This window comes from Brachybacterium sp. B718/18, from assembly GCF_055454375.1.
In genome coordinates this window covers 43504-64865 of the sequence record NZ_JBVDDO010000007.1, presented here as the reverse complement: position 1 = coordinate 64865, position 21362 = coordinate 43504, and the positions used below count along the sequence as shown (strand labels likewise).

The window sequence follows — 21362 nt, the reverse complement described above, 5'->3', positions numbered from 1 at the left end:
TCGGCGACCCCTCCGCGGGGCGGTCCGGACTACCCTGGAGCGCATGGCTTCTGCGGGCACCGATGACTTCGTCCACCTCCACGTCCACACCGACTACTCGCTCCTGGACGGGGCCGCGAAGATCGACAAACTGGTCGCGGAGGCGGCGAACCTCGGGCAGAGCGCGGTCGCGATCACGGACCACGGCTATCTCTTCGGCGCCTACGAGTTCTACGCCGCGGCGACCAAGGCGGGCGTGAAGCCGATCATCGGCATCGAGGCCTATGTGACCCCCGGGACGAGCCGCCACGACCGCACCCGCGTCCAGTGGGGCACCAAGGAGCAGCAGGCCGCGGGTGACGACGTCTCCGCGCGCGGCGCCTACACCCACATGACCCTGCTGTCGAAGTCGACGGAGGGCATGCACAACCTCTTCCGCCTGGGGTCGGCCGCCTCTCTCGACGGGCAAATGGGCAAGTGGCCCCGCATGGACCGCGAGATTCTCGCGAAGTACGCGCCGGGCCTCATCGCCACCACCGGTTGCCCCTCCGGCGAGGTCCAGACCCGGCTCCGCCTGGGCCAGTTCGACGAGGCCGTGAAGGCCGCCGGCGAGTTCCAGGACATGTTCGGCAAGGAGAACTACTTCATCGAGCTGATGGACCACGGCCTGTCCATCGAGAAGCGGGTCACCAAGGGTCTGCTCGAGGTCGCCTCGGCGATCGGCGCGCCGCTGGTCGCCACCAACGACCTCCACTACGTCACCGAGCAGGACGCCACCATCCAGGATGTGCTGCTCTGCATCAACTCCGGTTCGAAGCTGAACGACCCCGACCGCTTCAAATTCGACGGTTCCGGCTACTTCCTCAAGTCCGCGCAGCAGATGCGGGAGCTCTTCCGAGAATTCCCCGAGGCCTGCGACAACACCCTGCGCATCGCCGAGATGTGCGACGTCTCGTTCACCACCACGAACGAAGGCGCGAACTACATGCCCCACTTCCCCACCCCCGGCGGGGAGGACGAGGAGTCCTGGTTCGTCAAGCAGGTGCAGGACGGACTGAACTACCGCTACCCCTCCGGCATCCCCGACGAGGTCCAGCGGCGCGCCGACTACGAGGTCGGGATCATCCTTCAGATGGGCTTCCCCGGCTACTTCCTCGTCGTCTCCGACTACATCAAGTGGGCCAAGGAGCAGGGGATCCGCGTGGGACCGGGCCGTGGCTCAGGCGCCGGCTCGATGGTCGCCTACGCCATGCGCATCACCGACCTCGACCCGATCGAGCACGGTCTGCTCTTCGAGCGCTTCCTGAACCCCGACCGCGTCTCCATGCCCGACTTCGACGTCGACTTCGATGATCGCCGCCGCGGCGAGGTGATCGACTACGTCGAGCAGAAGTACGGCGACGACAAGGTCGCGCAGGTCGTCACCTACGGTGTCATGAAGACGAAGAACTCCCTCAAGGACGCCGCGCGCGTCCTCGACTACCCCTTCTCGATGGGCGACCAGATCACCAAGGCCCTGCCCCCGGCGGTCATGGGCAAGGACATCCCGATCAACGGGATCTTCGACCCCGAGCACAAGCGCTATGCGGAGGCCACCGAGTTCCGCCGCCTGCACGACGAGAACCCGGACATCCAGAAGGTCGTCGGCATCGCCAAGGGCGTCGAGGGCCTGACCCGCGGCTGGGGCGTCCACGCCTGCGCGGTGATCATGTCCAGCCACCCGCTGACCGACATCATCCCGATGATGCGCCGCCCCTCCGACGGCCAGATCATCACGCAGTTCGAGTACCCGACCTGCGAGACCCTCGGCCTGCTGAAGATGGACTTCCTGGGGCTGCGGAACCTCACCGTGCTCTCCGACGCGGTCGAGAACATGACCCGCAATGGGAAGACCCCGCCGGACCTCGAGACCCTGCCGTTCGACGATGCGAAGACCTACGAGCTGCTGCAGCGCGGCGACACCCTCGGCGTGTTCCAGCTGGACGGCTCCGGCATGCGCACCCTGCTCCGCCAGATGAAGCCCGACCAGTTCGGCGACATCACCGCGGTCTCCGCGCTCTACCGCCCGGGCCCGATGGGCATGGGGTCGCACACCAACTACGCGCTGCGCAAGAACGGCCTGCAGCCGATCACGCCGATCCACCCGGAGCTCGAGGAGCCGCTCTCCGAGATCCTCGGTGAGACGTACGGCGTGCTCGTCTACCAGGAGCAGGTCATGCAGACCGCGCAGAAGGTCGCGGGCTACTCGCTCGGCGAGGCGGACATCCTCCGCCGCGCCATGGGCAAGAAGAAGAAGGCGGAGCTGGACAAGCAGTACGTCTCCTTCGAGGCGGGCATGAAGGCCAACGGCTACTCCGACGCCGCGGTCGCCGCCCTCTGGGAGACGCTGCTGCCGTTCGCCGATTACGCGTTCAACAAGTCGCACTCGGCCGCCTACGGCGTGGTCTCCTACTGGACCGCCTATCTCAAGGCCAACCATCCCACCGAGTACATGGCCGCGCTGCTGACCTCCACCCAGGAGAACCGCGACCGGCTCGGTCTCTACCTCGGCGACTGCCGCCACCGCGGCATCACCGTCCTCCCGCCCGACGTCAACGAGTCGGACCTCTACTTCTCCGCCGTCGGCGAGGACATCCGCTTCGGCCTCTCCGCGATCCGCAACGTCGGCGCGAACGTCGTCGAGGAGATCATCGCGGCGCGCGAGGAGAAGGGCGCCTTCACCTCCTTCACCGACTTCCTCGACAAGGTCCCGCTGAGCGTCTGCAACAAGCGCACCATCGAGTCGCTCATCAAGGGTGGCGCCTTCGACTCCCTCGGCGCCAACCGGCGCTCCCTGGTGCTGATCCACGAGGACGCCGTCGACTCCGTCGTGGACGTCAAGCGCAAGGAGGCCCAGGGCCAGTACGACCTCTTCGCCGACGTCTTCGCCGGGGTGGGGGAGGACGGCGAGACCATGGCCTCGGGCTCCGCCGCGACGATCACGATCCCGGACCTGCCCGAGTGGGACCGCAAGCAGAAGCTCGCCTTCGAGCGGAACATGCTGGGCCTGTACGTCTCGGACCACCCGCTCTACGGGCTCGAGCACGTCATCGCCCAGAACTCGACCACCTCGATCAGCGCGCTCGCCGACGAGGGCGCGGTCGAGGACGGCCAGATGGTGACGATCGCGGGCCTGGTCACGACGCTGCAGCGCAAGACCACCAAGAAGGGCGACATGTGGGCGATCGCCACGGTCGAGGACCTCGAGGGCTCGATCGACTGCCTGCTCTTCCCCTCCACCTATCTCACGGTCGCCGGCGAGCTCGCCGAGGACCTGGTCGTCTCCATGAAGGGACGGGTCGACACCTCCAAGGGCATGCCCGAGCTGCGGGTCATGGAGATGTCGATCCCCGAGACCGGGGGCGGGGCCGACGGGCCCGTCGTCATCGCCCTGCCCGCCCTGCGCGCCACGAACAAGGTGGCCGAGCAGCTCCGCGGCGTCCTCGAGGACAACCCCGGCTCGAGCGAGGTGCGGCTGCGTCTGCAGGAGCCGGGCCGCACCACCCTGATGCAGCTGGACAAGCGGCTCTCGGTCACCCCGTCCGCCGCCCTGTACGCCTCCCTCAAGGCACTGCTCGGGCCGGGCTGTCTGCAGTGACGTCCCCGGCACCCGGCCCGGTGGCGGCCCCCTGGAGGGTCGCGACCTGGAACATCCGCCATGGGCTGGGGGCCGACGGGCGCGTGGACCTCGTGCGCACGGCACGGGAGATCGCCGCGCTCGGGGCTGACGTGATCGGTCTGCAGGAGGTCGACGTCGCCTTCGGCGAGCGGTCCCACGGGGAGGACCAGGCGGCGCGGCTCGCCGCGCAGCTCGGTCTGGAGGTCGCCTTCGGTGCCGCGCTCGAGCATCCGCCGACGACGGTGGGCGCACCGCCGCGCCGCTACGGCGTGGCCCTGCTGACCCGGCATCACCTCGAGACGGCGCAGCACCATCCGCTGCCCGACCATCCCGCCGCGGCCCCGGGAGAGCCCCGCGCGGTGCTCGTCGCGCGGGTCCGGCGAGCGGACGGGACCGCGCTCGACGTGCTGGTCACCCACCTGGATCCTGCCGATCCGCGGCACCGCACAGCACAGGTGCAGGGGCTCGTGCGACGCACCGACGAGCTCGATCCCGAGGTGCCCGCCGTGCTGTTGGGGGACCTGAACGCCGACCCCGCCGCGCCCGAGCTCGCCGCCCTCGCCGCGACCGGCTGGCAGGAGGCCGCCGCCTCCGTGCGCGCGGCCGACGAGCCCCGCCCGCCCGCCTCGCGTCGGCGCGGCCGCGTCGCCCGCCGTACCCGGACCGGGCGCGCTGCCCGGGTCGCCCGGTCGCTGGCGCGTCGTATCGGGCTGGTCCTCCGCGGCGGCCTCCCCGGCGCCCGGACCGGCCGTCCCCCCGCCCCGGACGCCCCCACCCATCCGTCCCGTCTGCCCCTGCGCCGCCTCGACTCGATGTGGGTGCGCGGACCAATCGAGGTCCGTGCGGTGCGGGTCGGCCCGCGCGGATCCTCCGACCATCGCCCGGTGCTCGCCCTCCTCGCCCCGCGACGCTGAGACCCCGCTCTCGCCCCCAGCTCACGTCGGCGGACGTGGACTAGCGTTGAGCCCATGAGCTTCGCCGAGGACCTGCTGCCCGATGACCTCCTCGAGACCTTCCGCGAGCGCGCGGCGGTCCACGACCGGGAGAACACCTTCCCCGAGCTGGACCTGGCCGACCTGCGCGAGCGCGGCTACCTGCGGTTGCTCGTGCCGACCGCGCTCGGCGGGCTCGGGGCGAGCCTGCTGGACGCCTCCCGGGTGCAGCGGCGCCTCGCCCAGGCCGCCCCGGCCACCGCCCTCGCCCTGAACATGCACCTCGTGGTCACCGGCGCGGCGCTGCACGCGCATCTCGTCGGCGCCGACGCGGGGGAGCGGGTCCTCGCCGGCGCCGCGGAGGACCTCCTGTTCGCCTTCGGCATCTCCGAGGCCGGCAACGAGGCGATGCTCTTCGACGCCTCGACCCGCGCGGATGCCCGCGAGGACGGCGGGTACACCGTCACGGGGACCAAGATCTTCACCTCCCTCGCGCCGGTGTGGGACCGGCTCGTGGTCCACGGACGCCTCGCCGATGCCACCGAGGTCGACCCCCGCCTCGTGTTCGGACTGCTCGAGCGCTCCGACGCGGTCGAGGTCCTCGACGACTGGGACACCCACGGCATGCGCGGCACCCAGTCCCGCACCACCCGCCTGCACGCCGCGCCGATCGCCGCCCAGGACGTCCTCACCCTCACCCCCGTCGGACCGAACCCCGATCCGCTCGTACGCGGGATCTTCGGTGCCTTCGAGCTGCTCATCGCCTCGGTCTACACCGGCATCGCGGAGCGGGCGCTCGCCGTGGGCGTGCAGGTCGCGACCACCCGCCGCTCCGTCACCCGCGACATCGTCCACGCCGACGACCCCGACATCCGCCGCCGCCTCGCCGCCGCCGCGATCGGGATCGACGGGGCGATCCTGCAGATCGAGAAGGTCACCGCCGATCTCGATGCGCTCGGCACGGGCGAGTCCGGCCCCGGCACCGTCGACCACGGCGCCCGCTGGTTCCTGCACTTCTCCGGCGTCAAGTCCCGCGCCACCGAGGCGGCGATCGCCGCGGTCGACCAGGTGCTGCGGGCCAGCGGCGGCTCCCACTTCTTCCGCCGCAGCGAGCTCGAGCGGCTCTCGCGCGACGTCCGCGCGGGCCTCTACCACCCCTCCGACGAGGAGTCCGTGCATGCCTCCTACGCGAAGGTCCTGCTGGGCGAGGTGGGGTCCGCCCGCTGAGTCCCTCAGCCGAAGAGGATCTGCACCTCGTCCCAGCGGGACTGGGGGACCCTCTTCGTGGAGTCGATCGCGTCGCTCAGCGGCACGTCGACGATCGCGGTGCCCCGCAGGGACACCATGCGCCCGAAGCCGCCGCGGTGCACGAGATCGACGGCGGCGGTGCCGAGTCGGGTGGCCAGCACCCGGTCGTAGCCCGTCGGCTCGCCGCCGCGCTGGATGTGGCCGAGCACGGTCGCGCGGGCCTCCACGCCGAGGCGTTCCTCGATCAGCGGGGCGAGGGCCGCGGCGACCCCGCCGAAGCGGGGACGGCCGAACTCGTCGAGGTCGTAGTCCATGAAGCCGTCCGGGGCGTCCTGCGGGATGAAGCCCTCGGCGACCACCACGAGCGGTGCCCGGCCACGGTCGAAGGCGGACTTCACGTAGCCGCAGATCTCGTCGATCGTCAGCGGGAACTCGGGCAGGCAGATCACGTGGGCGCCCGCCGCCATGCCGGAGTGCAGCGCGATCCAGCCCACCGAGCGGCCCATCACCTCGGCGACCATGCAGCGGTGGTGCGAATCGCCGGTCATCCGCAGCCGGTCCAGGGACTCCGTCGCGATCTCCACCGCGGTGTTGAAACCGAAGGTGTAGTCGGTCGCGTCGAGGTCGTTGTCCACCGTCTTCGGCACACCGACCACCGGCACGCCCGCCTCGTGCAGACGGTTCGCCGTGAACAGGGTGCCGTCCCCGCCGATCGCGACGATCGCGTCGATGTCGTTCTCGTCCATCTGCCGCAGCACGACCTCCGCCCCGTCGGCCCCGTCGTGGAAGGGGTTCGCGCGGGAGGTGCCGAGGATCGTGCCGCCGATCCGGCCGATGCCGCGCACCTTGCGCCGGGGGAGCGTCATCCAGTCGTTCTCGATCACCCCGCGCCAGCCGTCGCGATAGCCGATGAACTCGTCCTCGAACAGCTTGTCCCCCTTGATCACGATGCCGCGGATGACGGCGTTCAGCCCGGGGCAGTCGCCCCCGGAGGTCAGGATGCCGATCTTCATGGGGGAGGACTCGCTTCTCTCGCCGGGACCAGGGGTGCTGCGACCCACTCTAGGACCACCCCGCGCCCCGTCGCCAAGCCCTCGGTCCCGCTACGGACAGCACATGACGTGCAGGTGAACGGCATCTTTCGACCGCCGACGCAGAACGGCGCCCAGCCCCCGCGATGCGGGGACGGGGCGCCGGTCGGGTCCGTCGGCTCCGGTCATCCGGTCCGACGGGAGAGGGTCACTCCGGGGCGTCGTCGGCGTCGGTCGAGGGTGCGGTGGGGATCACCGGGGCGGAGCCCGCCGCGGACCCGGCCTGCTGGGCTTGCTCGGCCTGGGCGCGCACGGAGCGACCGCCCTCGGCGGCCCGCTGCAGGGTGTCCTGGAAGTCGACACCGGTCGTGGACTTGACCATGTCGAGGACCTGGGCGAGACCCACCGAGATGTTCTGCCCGATCTTCGCCTCGCCGTCGGTGGAGAACACCGAGAGGTTGGAGATGTTCGAGTAGGGGGAGGCGAGCTCGTTCGCGACCGCCGGCAGCACGTCGAGCACCTGGGCGAGCACCGCGGCATCGTTGAACTGCTTGTACGCCTCGGCGCGGGCCCGGGTGGTCTCCGCCTCGGCATCGCCCTTGGCGCGGATCGCCGCACCCTCGGCCTCGCCCTTGGCGCGCAGCGAGTCGGCCTCGGCCTGACCCTCGAGGCGCACGGCCTCGGCGTCCTTCGAGCGGCGCTGCAGCTCGACCTCGGCCTCGGCCCGACCGCGGGCCTCGATCGCGTGCGCCTCGGCATCCGCGGAGACCTTGCGGGCCTCGGCGCGGTTGCGCTCGTCGGTCAGCTGCGCCTCCGAGTCGGCGACGCGGGCGTACTTCTTCGAGTCCGCGTCCTGCTGCTCGGCGTAGCGCTTGGCCTCGGCCGGCTTGTGGACCTCGGCGATGAGCTGCTTCTCGCGCAGGTCGTTGTTGCGGACCGCGATGAGCTCTTCCTGCTCGATGATCTTCTGCTGCTGCGCGGCGCGGGCGAGGGGGCCGGCGGCGTCGGCCACGGCCTGACGGGCGTCCGTCTCCTCCTTGATCTCGGCGTTGCGGATGTCGAAGGCCTGCTTCGACTCGGCCTCCTGCTGGAGGTTGAGGTTCTTCGCCTGGGTCGACTCGCGGTTCGCGTCGGACTCGGCGATCGCGGCGCGCTTGGCGACGAGCGCCGCCTCCGGGCGACCCCAGTCCCGCAGGTAGGAGCCGTCGTCCTCGACCGCGGAGATCTGGAAGGTGTCGATGACCAGACCCTGGTTGTTCATCGAGTGCTCGGCCTCGGCCTGCACCTGGCTCGCGAACGAGGCGCGGTCGCGGATGATCTGCTCGACGGTCAGCGTGCCGACCACCGCGCGCAGGGTGCCCGAGAGGATCTCCTGGGTGTAGTGGTCGATCTGCTGCTGCTGGTCGAGGAAGCGCTGCGAGGCCTTGCGGACGTCGTCGACGTTGCCGCCCACCTTCACCTGGGCGACGCCGCGCAGGCGCAGGAAGATGCCGTTCATCGAGTAGCCCTCGACCTCGACCGGGATCTGGCGCGAGGAGAGGCTGAGCACGAAGGCGCGGTCCACGATGGGGCGGACGATCGCCCTTCCGCCGATGACCACGCGGGCGCCGCCGGACTCGAGGTCGATGTCCCCGGTGGGGCTGGTCTTGGCGCTGCGGCCGGTGATGATCAGGGCCTCGTTCGGCGCCGCGATGCGGTAGCTGCGCAGCAGCACGAACAGCAGGATCAGCAGGACGATCAGGATGACCGCCGCCCCGCCGACGACTGGGATCAAGGCTTCCATGGGTTCCCCTCGGTGAGCTCGTGCATGCCCCTCACGCACGTCGGCGACCAGTGTCCCATCACGGGGCCCCGAGCGGGAGGTCGTTCCGGAGGTGGAGACGTCGTCGTGGCCGGTGAGGACACCGAGGTGGCGGGGAGCGTCCGGAATCTCCGGCGCTCACGTCTCGCGATGCGGCCTGGCGGTCCGCATGGTGGGATCGAGGTCTAGTGTCGCCCGTCGTGAACCACCCGCATGCCCCCGAACCCGCCGACCCCACCGATCCGTCCGGCCCGCCGCCGACCGCCCCCGCGAACACTCGCGGCCGCGTCATCACGGCCTCAATGGTGGGCACCACGATCGAGTTCTTCGACTTCTACGCCTACGCGACCGCCGCCTCGCTCGTCTTTCCGGCCCTGTTCTTCCCGACGCAGACCCCGGCGAACCAGCTGCTGAGCTCCTTCGCCGTCTTCGGCGTCGCCTTCGTGGCCCGACCGCTCGGCTCGCTGATCTTCGGGCACTACGGAGACCGGGTGGGCCGCAAGACCACCCTCGTCGCGAGCCTGCTGGTGATGGGCATCGCGACCTTCCTCATCGGCGTGCTCCCCACCGCCTCCACGCCCGGCTTCGCCGTGATCGCCCCCGCGATCCTGGTGCTGCTGCGCTTCTGCCAGGGCATCGGCCTGGGCGGCGAATGGTCCGGCGCGGCGCTGCTGGCCACCGAGAACGCCCCTCCCGGCAAGCGGGCCCTGTACGGCACCTTCCCCCAGCTCGGCGCCCCGCTCGGCTTCATCCTCTCGAACCTGCTGTTCGTGCTGCTGAGCGTGCAGCTCACCCCCGAGCAGTTCACGGCCTGGGGCTGGCGCGTGCCCTTCCTGCTCTCCGCGGTGCTCGTGATCGTGGGCCTGTGGGTGCGGCTGAAGCTCATGGAGTCCCCGGCCTTCCAGAAGGTGCTGGACGAGGAGCGGGTCGCGACCGTGCCGATCGCCCGTGTGTTCCGCACCGCGGCCAAGCCGCTGGTGCTCGCGACCCTCGCCATGGTCGCGACCTACGTGCTCTTCTACCTCATGACCGCCTTCCTGATGGTGGTCGGCACCACCGCCTCCGACGAGGCCTCCGCCCGGGCGGCTGCGGAGGCGGCGGGCAAGGCCTTCGACCCGGCGAGCTTCGCCCCGGGCCTCGGCTACGAGCGCACCGACTTCCTCACGATGCTGATCATCGGGGTGGTCTTCTTCGGGATCTTCACCGTGGTCTCCGGTCCGCTCGCGGATCGCCTGGGCCGCAAGCGGCTGCTGCTCGCCGTGACCGCCGGGATCGGCGTGTTCGGGCTGCTGCTCGACCCGCTCGTGCACGCCGGGACGGTCGGGGTGATGGCCGCGCTGATCCTCGGCTTCACCCTCATGGGACTCACCTTCGGGCCGATGGCGGCGTTCCTGCCCGAGATGTTCCGGGCCGACGTGCGGTACACCGGCAGCGCCGTCAGCTACAACTTGGCCTCGGTGATCGGCGCGGCCCCCGCCCCCTACGCCATGATCGCGCTGTGGCAGGCGCAGGGCGGGTCGCTGCTCCTGGTCGGCGGCTACCTCGCGCTCGCCGCGGTGATCACGATCCTCGCTCTCGTCGCCGGCGGCGAGACCCGGGACGTGGACTACCTGGCGTGATCTGACCCGACGGGGGCGCCCCCGGGTCGTGTCCGTGGCGGACGCGACCCGGGGACTCCCGGGGGAGGGGCCCGTCAGCCCTCGCGGTGCGCGCGGTAGTAGCGGATCAGCGCCGAGGTCGAGGAGTCCTCCGCGGCGATCGCCGCCTCATCGCCCGCGACGGCGCCGGCGAGATCCTTGGCCAGCTGCTTGCCGAGCTCGACGCCCCACTGGTCGAAGGAGTTGATGCCCCACACGGCGCCCTGCACGAAGGTGATGTGCTCGTACAGCGCGATCAGCTGACCCAGCACCGACGGGGTCAGCTGCGGCGCCATGATCGAGGTGGTCGGGCGGTCGCCCGAGAACTCGCGGGCGGGGACGAGGGAGCCCTCGGTGCCCTCCGCGCGGACCTCCTCGGCGGTCTTGCCGAAGGCCAGCGCCTTGGTCTGCGCGAAGAAGTTCGCCAGGAACAGCTCGTGGACGTCCTGGTCGCCGTCGCGCAGGGCGTGGTTGGGGGTGGCGAAGGCGATGAAGTCCGCGGGGATGGTGCGGGTGCCCTGGTGGATCAGCTGGTAGAAGGCGTGCTGGCCGTTGGTGCCGGGCTCGCCCCAGAACACCTCGCCGGTCTCCGTCGTGGCGAGGGAGCCGTCCCAGCGCACCGACTTGCCGTTGGACTCCATGGTCAGCTGCTGCAGGTAGGCGGGGAAGCGGTGGAGGTACTGGGAGTAGGGGAGGACCGCGTGGGTCTCCGCCTCCTGGAAGTTCACGTTCCACACGTTCAGCAGGCCCATGAGCAGCGGCACGTTGGATGCCGCCGGGGCGGTCGCGAAGTGCTCGTCCATCGCATGGAAGCCGGCCAGCAGCTCTTCGAAGACGTCCGGCCCGAGCACGGTCGCGAGCACGGTGCCGATCGCCGAGTCGACGCTGTAGCGGCCGCCCACCCAGTTCCAGAAGCCGAAGGCGTTCTCGGGGTCGATGCCGAACTCGGCCACCTTGTCGAGCGCGGTGGAGACGGCCACGAAGTGCTTCGCGACGGCTTCCGCCTCCTGCTCGGCGGTCAGGCCCGCACCCTCGCGCAGGCCCGTCAGCAGCCAGTCGCGCACGAGGCGCGCGTTGGTGAGGGTCTCGAGGGTCGTGAAGGTCTTGCTCGCGACGATGACCAGGGTGGTCTCGGGGTCGAGATCCCGCGTCGTCTCGTAGGCGTCGGTGGGGTCGATGTTCGAGAGGAAGCGGGCGGTGAGGCCGTCCTGCGCGAGCGGCTTCAGCGCCTCGTAGATCATCACCGGGCCGAGGTCGCTGCCGCCGATGCCGATGTTGACGACGGTCTCGATGCGCTTGCCGGTCACGCCGGTCCACTCGCCCGAGCGCACCGAGTCCGCGAACTCGTAGACGCGGCGGAGGGTCTCGTGGACATCCGCGTCGATCTGCTGTCCGTCGACCTCGAGAGCGGGGGAGGCGTCCTCGGGGCGGCGCAGCGCCGTGTGCAGCACGGCACGGTCCTCTGTGGTGTTGATGTGAGCGCCGGCGAACATGGCGTCGCGACGCTCCTCGACGCCGACCTCGCGGGAGAGCTGGAGCAGGAGCTCGATGGTGCGGTCGGTGATCACGTTCTTGGACAGGTCCACGTGCAGGTCCGCCGCGGAGAAGCTCAGGCGCTCCGCGCGCTGCGGATCGGCGGCGAACATCTCCCGCAGCGACCCGGAGCGCTCGAGGTCGTGGGCCTCGAGGGCGTCCCAGGCGGCGGTGGTCGTGGGGTCCACGGGCTCGACGGAGGGGGCTGAGGGGGTGGAGGGGGAGGAAGCGGTGCTCGACTCGGTCATGCCGCCATTGAACACCGTGGGGCGGGGGAAAGGGGTTCCCGCCCGTCCTGACCTCGAACGGTACGAGACCGAAGCGTTACCGACAGGTGGACTGCGGTTGACATGACCTGGTGCACACTGGGGGGTGCGCCGCGCACCCAGAGGCGCGACGAGAACAGAACGAGCCATCCAGGAGACCCCATGGCCATTTCGCGACGTAACATCCTGCTCGGCAGCGCCATCGGCGGCGCCGCCGCGGTCACCCTCGCCGCCTGCGGCGACGGTGACGGCGGGTCCGGTTCCGGTTCCGGCAGCGACGGCGGTGCCGGCGGCGGCACCGGCGAGCCGATCTACGCGAACACCACCGAGCCCGAGAACCCGCTCATCCCCACCAACACCGGTGAGGTCGGCGGCGGGCGCATCATCACCACCATCTTCGCCGGCCTGGTGTACTACACCGCCGACGGCACCGCCGAGAACGACCTCGCCGAGTCGATCGAGTCCGAGGACAACCAGAACTGGACCATCAAGATCCGGTCCGGCCTGACCTACTCCGACGGCTCCACCCCGGTCACCGCGCAGGACTTCGTGAGCGCCTGGAACTTCGGCGCCAACGCCGCCAACGCCCAGCTCGGCCAGTACTTCTTCGAGCCCATCGAGGGCTACGCCGATCTCTCCGCCGAGGGCGTCGCGGCCGATGCCACTCTCTCCGGCCTCGAGGTCGTCGACGACACCACCTTCACGGTGCGCCTCGTCTCGGCGCAGTCGGACTTCCCGACCCGCCTGGGCTACTCGGCCTACATGCCGCTGCCTCCCGTGGCGTTCGACGACATCGAGGCGTACGGCGAGGCCCCGCTGGCCAACGGCCCGTACATGCTCGAGTCGTGGAGCCACGACCAGGAGCTCGTGCTGGTGCCGAACCCGGCCTACGACGGTCCCCGCGCCCCGCAGAACGCCGGCATCACCTTCACCGTGTACGCGGACCCCGAGACCATGTACAACGACCTGCTCTCCGACAACGTCGACGTGGTCGACCAGCTGCCGAACTCGGCGCTGGCCACCTTCGCCGACGAGCTCGGCGACCGCGCCGTGAACGATCCGGGCGCCGTCTTCCAGTCGATCACCCTCCCGGGTTACGACCCGAACTTCGAGGGCGAGGCCGGGCTGCTGCGCCGCCAGGCGATCTCCCGCGCGATCGACCGGCAGGCCATCTGCGACAGCCTCTTCTACACCACCCGCACCCCCGCGACGGACTTCGTCTCCCCGGTCATCCCCGGCGGCGGCGCGACCGACATCCCCGGGTCCGAGGTGCTGCAGTTCGACGCCGCGGAGGCCAAGCGCCTCTGGGACGAGGCCGAGGCGATCACCCCCTTCGCGGGCCCCCTGACCCTCGCCTACAACGCGGACGGCCCCCACGCCGAGTGGGTCGAGGCGGTGTGCAACTCGCTGGCCAACACCCTGGGCATCGAGGCGAACCCCACCCCGTTCCCGGCCTTCGGCGAGATGCGCGAGCAGATCCGCGCCCGTGAGCTGCGCGGCACCTGGCGCTCGGGCTGGCAGGCGGACTACCCGTCGGCCTACAACTTCCTCGGCCCGCTGTACGGCACCGCCGCGGCGGACGGCAACGGCAGCAACGACGGCGACTACAAGAACACCGAGTTCGACCAGCTGCTGAGCGACGGCCTCGCCGCCGCCACCGAGGACGAGGCGATCGCCCTGTGGAAGGAGGCGGAGGCCCTGCTGATGCGCGACCTCCCCGTCGTGCCGCTGTGGTACCAGAACACGATCGGCGGATACTCGACCCTGGTGTCGAACGTCGAGTACGGCTGGGACACCGTCCCGCTGTACCACGAGATCACCAAGTGATCCGCTGACCTTCCCCACGGAACAGCGGGAACCGGAGCACTCCGGTTCCCGCTGTTCCGTGCCCGGCTCCGGCCGGGACCGCCCCGCGGGCCCACGGGCCCCTCTCCTCCATCGAAAGGGAACGACGTGCTCTGGTACATCGGGCGGCGCCTGCTGCAGATGATCCCCGTCTTCCTCGGCGCCACACTGATCGTGTACCTGCTCGCCTTCGCGGCGTCCGGCGATCCGATCCTCACCCTCGCCGGTGACAAGCCCATCTCCCCGGCGGTCGAGCAGCAGCTGCGCGAGCAGTACAACCTCGACAAGCCGGTGATCGTGCAGTGGCTGATCTTCCTGGGCAACGTGCTCACCTTCGACCTCGGCATCGGCTTCAACGGCCGCCCGCTGATCGACCAGATCGCCGCCGCCTTCCCGACCACGATCAAGCTCGCGCTGATCGCCGTGGTCATCGAGGCGGCTTTCGGCATCGTCGCGGGCGTCATCTCCGGTCTCCGCAAGGGCACCTGGATCGACACGACGCTGCTGCTGGTCTCGCTGACCCTGATCGCGGTGCCGACCTTCGTGATCGGCTTCGTCGCGCAGTTCGTGCTCGGCGTGCAGCTCGGCGTCGCCGAGATCAACGTGGGCCGCGACCCCAGCTTCCAGAACCTGCTGCTGCCCGGCGCCGTGCTGGGCGCGGTCTCCTTCGCCTACGTGCTGCGGCTGACCCGCACCTCGATCGCCGAGACCGCCACCGCGGACCACGTGCGCACCGCCACCGCGAAGGGCCTCTCCCGCGGCGGCGTCGTCTCCAAGCACATCCTGCGCAACTCGCTCATCCCGGTGGTGACCTTCATCGGTGCGGACCTCGGCGCGCTCATGGGCGGGGCCATCGTCACCGAGCGAATCTTCAACATCCCCGGAGTGGGGACCCTGCTGTTCCGCTCGATCAACGACGGCGAGGCGCCGATGATCGTGGCGCTCGTGACGCTGCTGGTGATCATCTTCCTGCTGTCCAACCTCATCGTGGACCTGCTCTACGCCGTGCTCGACCCGAGGATCCGCTATGCGAAGTGATGCTCAGACCCCCCGTCGCCCCCGTGCCGAGCACTGGGTCGCCCCGATCGACGAGACCCCGCTGCAGGCCGTCGACGCCGCCGACACCAGCAGCTCGCCCCGCTCGCTGTGGGCCGAGGCCGGGCACAACCTGGTCCGCAACCCCGTGTTCGTGCTCTCCGCGCTGCTGATCCTGTTCGTGCTCTTCGTGGCACTGTTCCCCGGGGTCTTCACCTCCCAGGACCCGCGCTACGGCGACATCAGCCAGGGCTCGAAGCCGCCGAGCGGCGAGCACGTCTTCGGCACCACCGTGCAGGGCTACGACATCCTCGCCCGCACCGTCTGGGGCACGCGCACCTCGGTGCTGATCGGCTTCTTCACCATGATCGGCTCGACCCTGATCGGCGGCACCATCGGAGCGCTGGCCGGCTACCTCGGCGGCTGGTTCGACGAGGTCATCTCCCGCGTCACCGACGTCTTCTTCGCGATCCCGATGATCCTCGGCGCGATCGTCATCGCCACCCGACTGGGGGAGATGAACATGTGGACCGTGGTGCTGGTGCTGAGCATCTTCGGCTGGACCAACGTGGCCCGCATCATGCGCGGCTCGGTGATCTCCACCAAGGCGCAGGACTTCGTCACCGCCTCCACCGCGCTCGGCGCCTCGAAGGGGACGGTGCTGCTCAAGCACGTCATCCCCAACGCGATCGCGCCGGTGATCGTCACCGCCACGGTGAACCTCGGCGTCTTCATCGTCGCCGAAGCGACGCTGTCCTTCCTCGGCGTGGGCCTGCCCTCGAGCTCGGTGTCCTGGGGTCGTGACATCTCCTCCGCGCAGAACGCGCTGCGCACCCAGCCGATGATGCTGTTCTACCCGTCCATGGCGCTCGCGATCACCGTGCTGAGCTTCATCATGCTCGGCGACGCCGTGCGCGACGCCCTGGACCCGAAGGCGAGGAAGCGATGACCGCGACCGCGAACCAGCCCCTGCTCGAGATCCGCGATCTCGAGATCACCTTCACCACCTCCACCGGACCGGTGATGGGTGTGCGCATGGCGAACCTCGAGGTGTATCCCGGGGAGACCGTCGCGATCGTCGGCGAGTCCGGATCGGGCAAGTCCACCACCGCCATGAGCATCGCCCACCTGCTGCCCAAGAACGGCCGCATCACCGGCGGCCAGGTGATCTTCGAGGGGCGCGACATCACGCACGCCTCCGAGAAGGAGATCCGGGCGCTCCGCGGTGACCAGGTGGGCCTGGTCCCGCAGGACCCGATGAGCAACCTCAACCCCATGTGGAAGGTCGGCACCCAGATCCAGGAGGCCCTCGCCGCCAACGGCGTGGCCTCCGGGGCCGAGGCGAAGCGGCGCACCGTGGAGCTGCTGGAGGAGGCGGGGCTGCCGGATGCGGAGCGCCGCTCCGGTCAGTACCCCCACGAGTTCTCCGGCGGCATGAAGCAGCGTGCGCTGATCGCGATGGGCCTCGCCGCCCGACCCAAGCTGCTCATCGCCGACGAGCCGACCAGCGCCCTGGACGTCACCGTCCAGCAGCAGATCCTCGACCACCTCGACCACCTCACCGGGGAGCTCGGGGTCGCGGTGCTGCTGATCACGCACGACCTGGGCCTCGCCGCCGAGCGCGCCCAGCACCTCGTGGTGATGTACAAGGGACAGGTCGTCGAGTCCGGTCCGGCGCTCGAGCTGCTGCAGTCCCCGCAGCACCCGTACACGAAGCGGCTCATCGCCTCGGCGCCCTCGCTGGCCTCGCGCCGGCTGGTCTCCGCGGCCAAGCGGCTCGAGGTGCGCGAGGCCGCCCAGGAGCACGCCCAGGAGCTCGCCCACGAGGGCACTCCCCTCGATGGCGTGCCCGCCGCGACCGGCGGCGCGGGCGAGTTCTCGCCCGAGTTCGGGTACTCCGAGCCGGACCCGACGGCGGTCATCGAGGTCCAGAAGCTCACCAAGGAGTTCCCGATCCGCGGCAGCGTGCCGTGGAAGACCACGCCCTTCCGCGCGGTGGACGACGTCTCCTTCGCCCTCGAGCGCGGCACCACCACCGCGATCGTCGGCGAGTCCGGCTCGGGCAAGTCGACCGTCGCCCAGATGGTGCTGAAGCTGCTCGAGCCCACCTCGGGCCGAGTCCTCTTCGAGGGCCAGGACATCACCACCATCAAGGGTCGGGCCCAGAAGACGCTGCGCCGTCGGGTGCAGCCGATCTTCCAGAACCCGTACGGCACCCTCGACCCGATGTACTCGATCTACCGCACGATCGAGGAGCCGCTGCGCCTGCACGGCATCGGGAACGCGAAGTCCCGGGAGGCGAAGGTCCGCGACCTGCTGGACAAGGTCTCGCTGCCCGCCGCGATGATGCAGCGCTATCCCAACGAGCTCTCCGGCGGCCAGCGCCAGCGCATCGCGATCGCGCGCGCTCTGGCCCTGGACCCCGAGGTCGTCATCTGCGACGAGGCCGTCTCGGCCCTCGACGTGCTCGTGCAGGCCCAGGTCCTCGAGCTGCTCAACGACCTGCAGGCCGAGCTGGGTCTCAGCTACCTGTTCATCACCCACGACCTCGCCGTGGTGCGGCAGATCGCCGACCGCACCCTGGTGATGGAGAAGGGCCGGGTCGTCGAGCAGGGCACCACCGACGAGGTGTTCCACTCGCCGCAGCAGGAGTACACCAAGCGCCTCCTCGCCGCGATTCCCGGCGGGTCGATCCCGCTCGCGGGCGCGGAGACCATCGACGTCGAGGCCGGGGCGGCACCGGTCGACGAGGGCGATGCGACCGGCGGCGACGGGCCCGACGACGTCATCGATCCCTTCGCGCAGGCCGGTCACGTCTGATCGTCGATCCCGGGTGATCGCCAGCCCCGCCGCACGGCGGGGGCCGAGGTGAGGCCGGGGAGGGCGCCGCATGCGGCGGCCTCCCCGGCCTCCAGCGTCTCGCCGCCCCGTCGGACCCCGGGCCGACCCGTCGGCCGCCCGTCGGAGCGGGCGGCGGATCGGCGCGCACCGCGTCGAACCTCTCATCCGCCCGCCGGTGCGCAGGCGGCGCGGGCCGATAGACTCGGCGCGGCCCTGGAGCGGGTCGCACCACCGTGCGACCGGGCGCTGCTCGGTCCACGCCCCGCCGCGCTATCTGAAACGAGCACCTGCGTATGACCATCCAGCACCGCAACGACCTGCGAAACGTCGCCATCGTCGCCCACGTCGACCACGGCAAGACCACCCTCGTGGACGCCATGCTCACCCAGGGCGGCGCCTTCGGGGAGCGCGACAAGCACGACGAGCGGGCGATGGACTCCGGTGAGCTCGAGCGCGAGAAGGGCATCACGATCCTCGCCAAGAACACGGCGATCCGGTACACGGGCCCCTCCGCCGCGGCGATCGGGGAGCCCGACGGCATCACCATCAACGTGATCGACACCCCCGGCCACGCCGACTTCGGCGGCGAGGTCGAGCGCGGCCTGTCCATGGTCGACGGGGTCGTGCTGCTGGTCGACTCCTCGGAGGGCCCGCTCCCGCAGACCCGCTTCGTGCTGCGCAAGGCGCTCGCCGCGAAGCTGCCCGTGATCCTCGTGGTCAACAAGGTCGACCGCCCCGACGCGCGCATCGACGAGGTCGTCGGCGAGGCCACCGACCTGCTGCTGGGCCTCGCTTCGGATCTCGCCGACGAGGTCGAGGACATCGACCTCGACGCCGTCCTCGACGTGCCCGTCGTCTATGCCTCCGGCAAGGCCGGTCGCGCCTCCCTCGACAAGCCCGCCGACGGCACCCTGCCGGAGGAGGAGACGGTCGAGGCGCTGTTCAGGACCATCCTCGAGAAGATCCCCGCGCCGGCCTTCGATGACGAGATGCCGCTCCAGGCCCACGTCACCAACCTCGACGCCTCCCCGTTCCTGGGCCGCCTCGCGCTGCTGCGCATCAAGAACGGCGAGCTCACCAAGGGCCAGCAGGTCGCCTGGTGCACCCAGGACGGCGCCACGAAGACCGTCAAGATCACCGAGCTGCTCGAGACCAAGGGCCTCTCGCGCGAGCCGATGACCCGCTCCGCCCGCCCGGGCGACATCGTCGCGGTCGCCGGCATCCCGGAGATCATGATCGGCGAGACCCTCACCGACGTCTCCGACCCGCGTCCGCTGCCGCTCATCGCGATCGACGACCCGGCGATCTCCATGACCATCGGCATCAACACCTCGCCGATCGCCGGCAAGAACGGCAAGGGCCACAAGCTCACCGCTCGCCAGGTGAAGGATCGCCTCGATTCCGAGCTGGTGGGCAACGTGTCCCTCAAGGTGCTCCCGACCGAGCGCCCCGACGCCTGGGAGGTTCAGGGCCGCGGTGAGCTGGCCCTGTCGATCCTCGTCGAGCAGATGCGCCGCGAGGGCTTCGAGCTCACCGTCGGCAAGCCCAAGGTGCTCACCCGCACCATCGACGGGAAGACCCACGAGCCCGTCGAGCGGATGACCATCGACGTGCCCGAGGAGTACCTCGGCACCGTCACCCAGCTGATGGCCTCGCGCAAGGGCCGCATGGAGACCATGAGCAACCACGGCTCCGGCTGGGTGCGCATGGAGTTCACCGTGCCCTCCCGCGGCCTGATCGGCTTCCGCACCCGCTTCATGACCGAGACCCGCGGCAACGGCATCGCCTCGTCCTACGCCGACGGCTTCGAGCCGTGGATGGGCGACATCGAGTTCCGCAACACCGGGTCCCTCGTCGCGGACCGCCCCGGCGCCGTGACGCCGTACGCGATGATCAACCTCCAGGAGCGCGGCAGCTTCTTCGTCGAGCCCACCTCCGAGGTGTACGCCGGCCAGATCGTCGGGGAGAACTCCCGCAACGAGGACATGGACGTGAACATCACCAAGGAGAAGAAGCTGACCAACATGCGCGCCGCGAGCGCGGACAGCTTCGAGAACCTGGTGCCGCCGCGCAGGCTCACCCTCGAGGAGTCCCTCGAGTTCGCAGGCGAGGACGAGTGCGTCGAGGTCACCCCCGAGATCGTCCGCATCCGCAAGGTGATCCTCGATCCCACCGAGCGTCGTCGCGCCGTCTCCCGGGCGCGTTCGGTCCAGTGATCCGGTGACGCCCCCGAACGGCCCGAGAACGGTCGACACCACCTCCGTCACGGCCCGGGTCTCCCAGGCGGTGATGGCGGTGGTGATCGCCGTGATCTCGGTGCTGTTCCTGATCACCACGCATCGGATGCGGCTCGATCTCGGGCTGGTGCAGGTGCCGACGGGTCTGCTGCTGGGGCTGCTGTTCCAGGTCACGGCCTGCGTGTTCCTGGTCGCCTCGACCGGGGCCCGGCTGCCGCTGCTGCTCCTCGGTTCGCTGTGGGGGCTGATCGCCGGCCCGTTCCTCGGCAGGGGAGCGGGCGGCGGGGTGCTGGTTCCCGCCGTCGTCGCCGAGCAGACCCAGTACGCGGGCTGGATCGTGCAGGGCATCGGGATCCTGGTCCCCTTCGCGGCGGCGCTCGTGGTGACCCTGCGACGGAGGCGGCGATGAGCTCACCGCGGCGCGACTGGGCGACCCTGCCCAACCTGGTCACCCTGCTGCGCTTCGTGCTGCTGCTCCCGGTGTGCCGCCTGCTGCTGGACGGCCCGGACACCCTCGCCGTGGTGCTGCTGCTGGTCTGGGCGAGCACCGACTGGGTCGACGGGCTCCTGGCCCGCACCCTGAACCAGACCAGCCGCGTCGGCGAGATCATCGACCCGATCGCGGACCGGCTGGGACTCGCCGCGATCGTCCTCACCCTCGCCCTCGCGGGCCTGCTGCCCTGGGCGGCGCTGGTGCTGATCCTGCTGATGGACGTGGCGATGGCGGTGCTCGCCACCCGCGCCGCGCTGGGCGGTCGCATCGCCGTCTCCCGGCTCGGGAAGGTCCGCACCTTCGTGCTTATGTCCTCCGTGTTCCTGCTGGTCGCGGCGGCCGCGTGGGCCCCCGGCCTGATCGGCGCGGTGCAGGTGCTGGTGTGGATCGGCGTGGTCCTGCACGTCGTCTCCGCGGCGGACTACATCCTCAGGGCGCGGCGTCCCGCACCCGACGCACCGGCGGCGGCGGGACCTCCTTCGTCGCGATGATCAGCGCCCGCGGCACCCTCACCTCGCCGCGGCGCGTCATCACCGTCACCGACTCCGTATCGGTCGCGATCACGGTGCCCAGCGCATCGGTCATCGACTCCCCGTGCGGGGAACGGGAGCGGTCGATCGCGGAGCGGATCACGACGCGTCGCCCCTCCTGGAGGAAGGGCGCCCACCCGGCGCGGACCCGATCCCGGCTCTGCTCGTCCATGCCCCGAGGCTAGCGGTCCGGGGCCTGCGGTCGCCGGGTGTTCCTCGCATCACGTCCGCCGCGAGCGGCCGGGGACGGAGCGCGGCCGCGAGGCGGGGAAGTGACAGAATGGACCCGGCTCGAG

At 70.5% G+C, this 21362-nt stretch carries 15 protein-coding genes; 11 read left to right on the top strand and 4 right to left on the bottom strand.

Going from position 1 to position 21362, the window contains the following annotated elements; all coding sequences use genetic code 11:
* Positions 1–43 precede the first annotated feature (43 nt).
* Genes dnaE through ACZCAH_RS11725 form a run of 3 tightly spaced genes read left to right on the top strand, consistent with a single transcriptional unit; the run spans position 44 to position 5796 of the window.
* The gene (gene dnaE / locus ACZCAH_RS11735) at positions 44–3616 is read left to right on the top strand and encodes a DNA polymerase III subunit alpha (RefSeq protein WP_464341248.1); all 3573 of its coding nucleotides are present in this window, start codon (positions 44–46) and stop codon (positions 3614–3616) included.
* A 20-nt stretch (positions 3617–3636) separates the two neighbouring features.
* Positions 3637–4551 (top strand): endonuclease/exonuclease/phosphatase family protein, encoded by a 915-nt coding sequence (locus ACZCAH_RS11730; protein WP_464341247.1) that lies wholly within the window; start codon positions 3637–3639, stop codon positions 4549–4551.
* 54 nt (positions 4552–4605) lie between these two features.
* On the top strand, positions 4606–5796 hold the full coding sequence (locus ACZCAH_RS11725) for an acyl-CoA dehydrogenase family protein (protein WP_464341246.1): 1191 nt from the start codon (positions 4606–4608) through the stop codon (positions 5794–5796).
* Between the two features lie 5 nt (positions 5797–5801).
* On the opposite strand, the gene ACZCAH_RS11720 is transcribed toward ACZCAH_RS11725, so the two are convergent.
* The gene (locus ACZCAH_RS11720; protein WP_464341245.1) at positions 5802–6830 is read right to left on the bottom strand and encodes an ATP-dependent 6-phosphofructokinase; all 1029 of its coding nucleotides are present in this window, start codon (positions 6828–6830) and stop codon (positions 5802–5804) included.
* Positions 6831–7056: 226 nt separating this feature from the next.
* Complete coding sequence (locus ACZCAH_RS11715) at positions 7057–8631, bottom strand: flotillin family protein (protein WP_464341244.1); 1575 nt, start codon at positions 8629–8631, stop codon at positions 7057–7059.
* A gap of 218 nt (positions 8632–8849) precedes the next feature.
* Between ACZCAH_RS11715 and ACZCAH_RS11710 the strand changes: the two genes are divergently transcribed.
* The gene (locus tag ACZCAH_RS11710) at positions 8850–10268 is read left to right on the top strand and encodes an MFS transporter (protein ID WP_464341243.1); all 1419 of its coding nucleotides are present in this window, start codon (positions 8850–8852) and stop codon (positions 10266–10268) included.
* A 74-nt stretch (positions 10269–10342) separates the two neighbouring features.
* Here ACZCAH_RS11710 and pgi read toward each other — a convergent pair whose 3' ends face one another.
* Positions 10343–12067 (bottom strand): glucose-6-phosphate isomerase, encoded by a 1725-nt coding sequence (gene pgi, locus ACZCAH_RS11705; RefSeq protein ID WP_464341242.1) that lies wholly within the window; start codon positions 12065–12067, stop codon positions 10343–10345.
* Positions 12068–12247: 180 nt separating this feature from the next.
* Here pgi and ACZCAH_RS11700 point away from each other — a divergent pair, with 180 nt between their 5' ends.
* The 7 genes from ACZCAH_RS11700 to ACZCAH_RS11670 all read left to right on the top strand — a co-directional run bounded on the left by ACZCAH_RS11700 (position 12248) and on the right by ACZCAH_RS11670 (position 21027).
* Entirely contained in the window at positions 12248–13912 is a 1665-nt protein-coding gene (locus ACZCAH_RS11700) for a peptide ABC transporter substrate-binding protein (RefSeq protein WP_464341241.1), read from the top strand.
* Between the two features lie 126 nt (positions 13913–14038).
* A complete protein-coding gene (locus tag ACZCAH_RS11695; protein ID WP_464341240.1) occupies positions 14039–14968 on the top strand; it encodes an ABC transporter permease in 930 nt (309 codons plus the stop codon).
* Positions 14958–15914 (top strand): ABC transporter permease, encoded by a 957-nt coding sequence (locus ACZCAH_RS11690; protein ID WP_464341239.1) that lies wholly within the window; start codon positions 14958–14960, stop codon positions 15912–15914. The genes ACZCAH_RS11695 and ACZCAH_RS11690 overlap by 11 nt, the downstream gene beginning before the upstream one ends.
* Entirely contained in the window at positions 15911–17785 is a 1875-nt protein-coding gene (locus ACZCAH_RS11685; RefSeq protein WP_464341238.1) for an ABC transporter ATP-binding protein, read from the top strand. Before ACZCAH_RS11690 ends, ACZCAH_RS11685 begins: the two co-directional genes overlap by 4 nt.
* A 314-nt stretch (positions 17786–18099) precedes the next feature.
* Complete coding sequence (typA, locus tag ACZCAH_RS11680) at positions 18100–20022, top strand: translational GTPase TypA (protein ID WP_464341237.1); 1923 nt, start codon at positions 18100–18102, stop codon at positions 20020–20022.
* A gap of 4 nt (positions 20023–20026) precedes the next feature.
* A complete protein-coding gene (locus ACZCAH_RS11675) occupies positions 20027–20452 on the top strand; it encodes a hypothetical protein (RefSeq protein WP_464341236.1) in 426 nt (141 codons plus the stop codon).
* Positions 20449–21027, top strand: a complete 579-nt coding sequence (locus ACZCAH_RS11670) for a CDP-alcohol phosphatidyltransferase family protein (protein WP_464341235.1) — start codon at positions 20449–20451, stop codon at positions 21025–21027. Before ACZCAH_RS11675 ends, ACZCAH_RS11670 begins: the two co-directional genes overlap by 4 nt.
* Here the strand turns inward: ACZCAH_RS11670 and ACZCAH_RS11665 are convergent.
* Positions 20966–21238 (bottom strand): acetyltransferase, encoded by a 273-nt coding sequence (locus ACZCAH_RS11665; protein WP_464341234.1) that lies wholly within the window; start codon positions 21236–21238, stop codon positions 20966–20968. The genes ACZCAH_RS11670 and ACZCAH_RS11665 overlap by 62 nt on opposite strands.
* Positions 21239–21362: the final 124 nt, after the last annotated feature.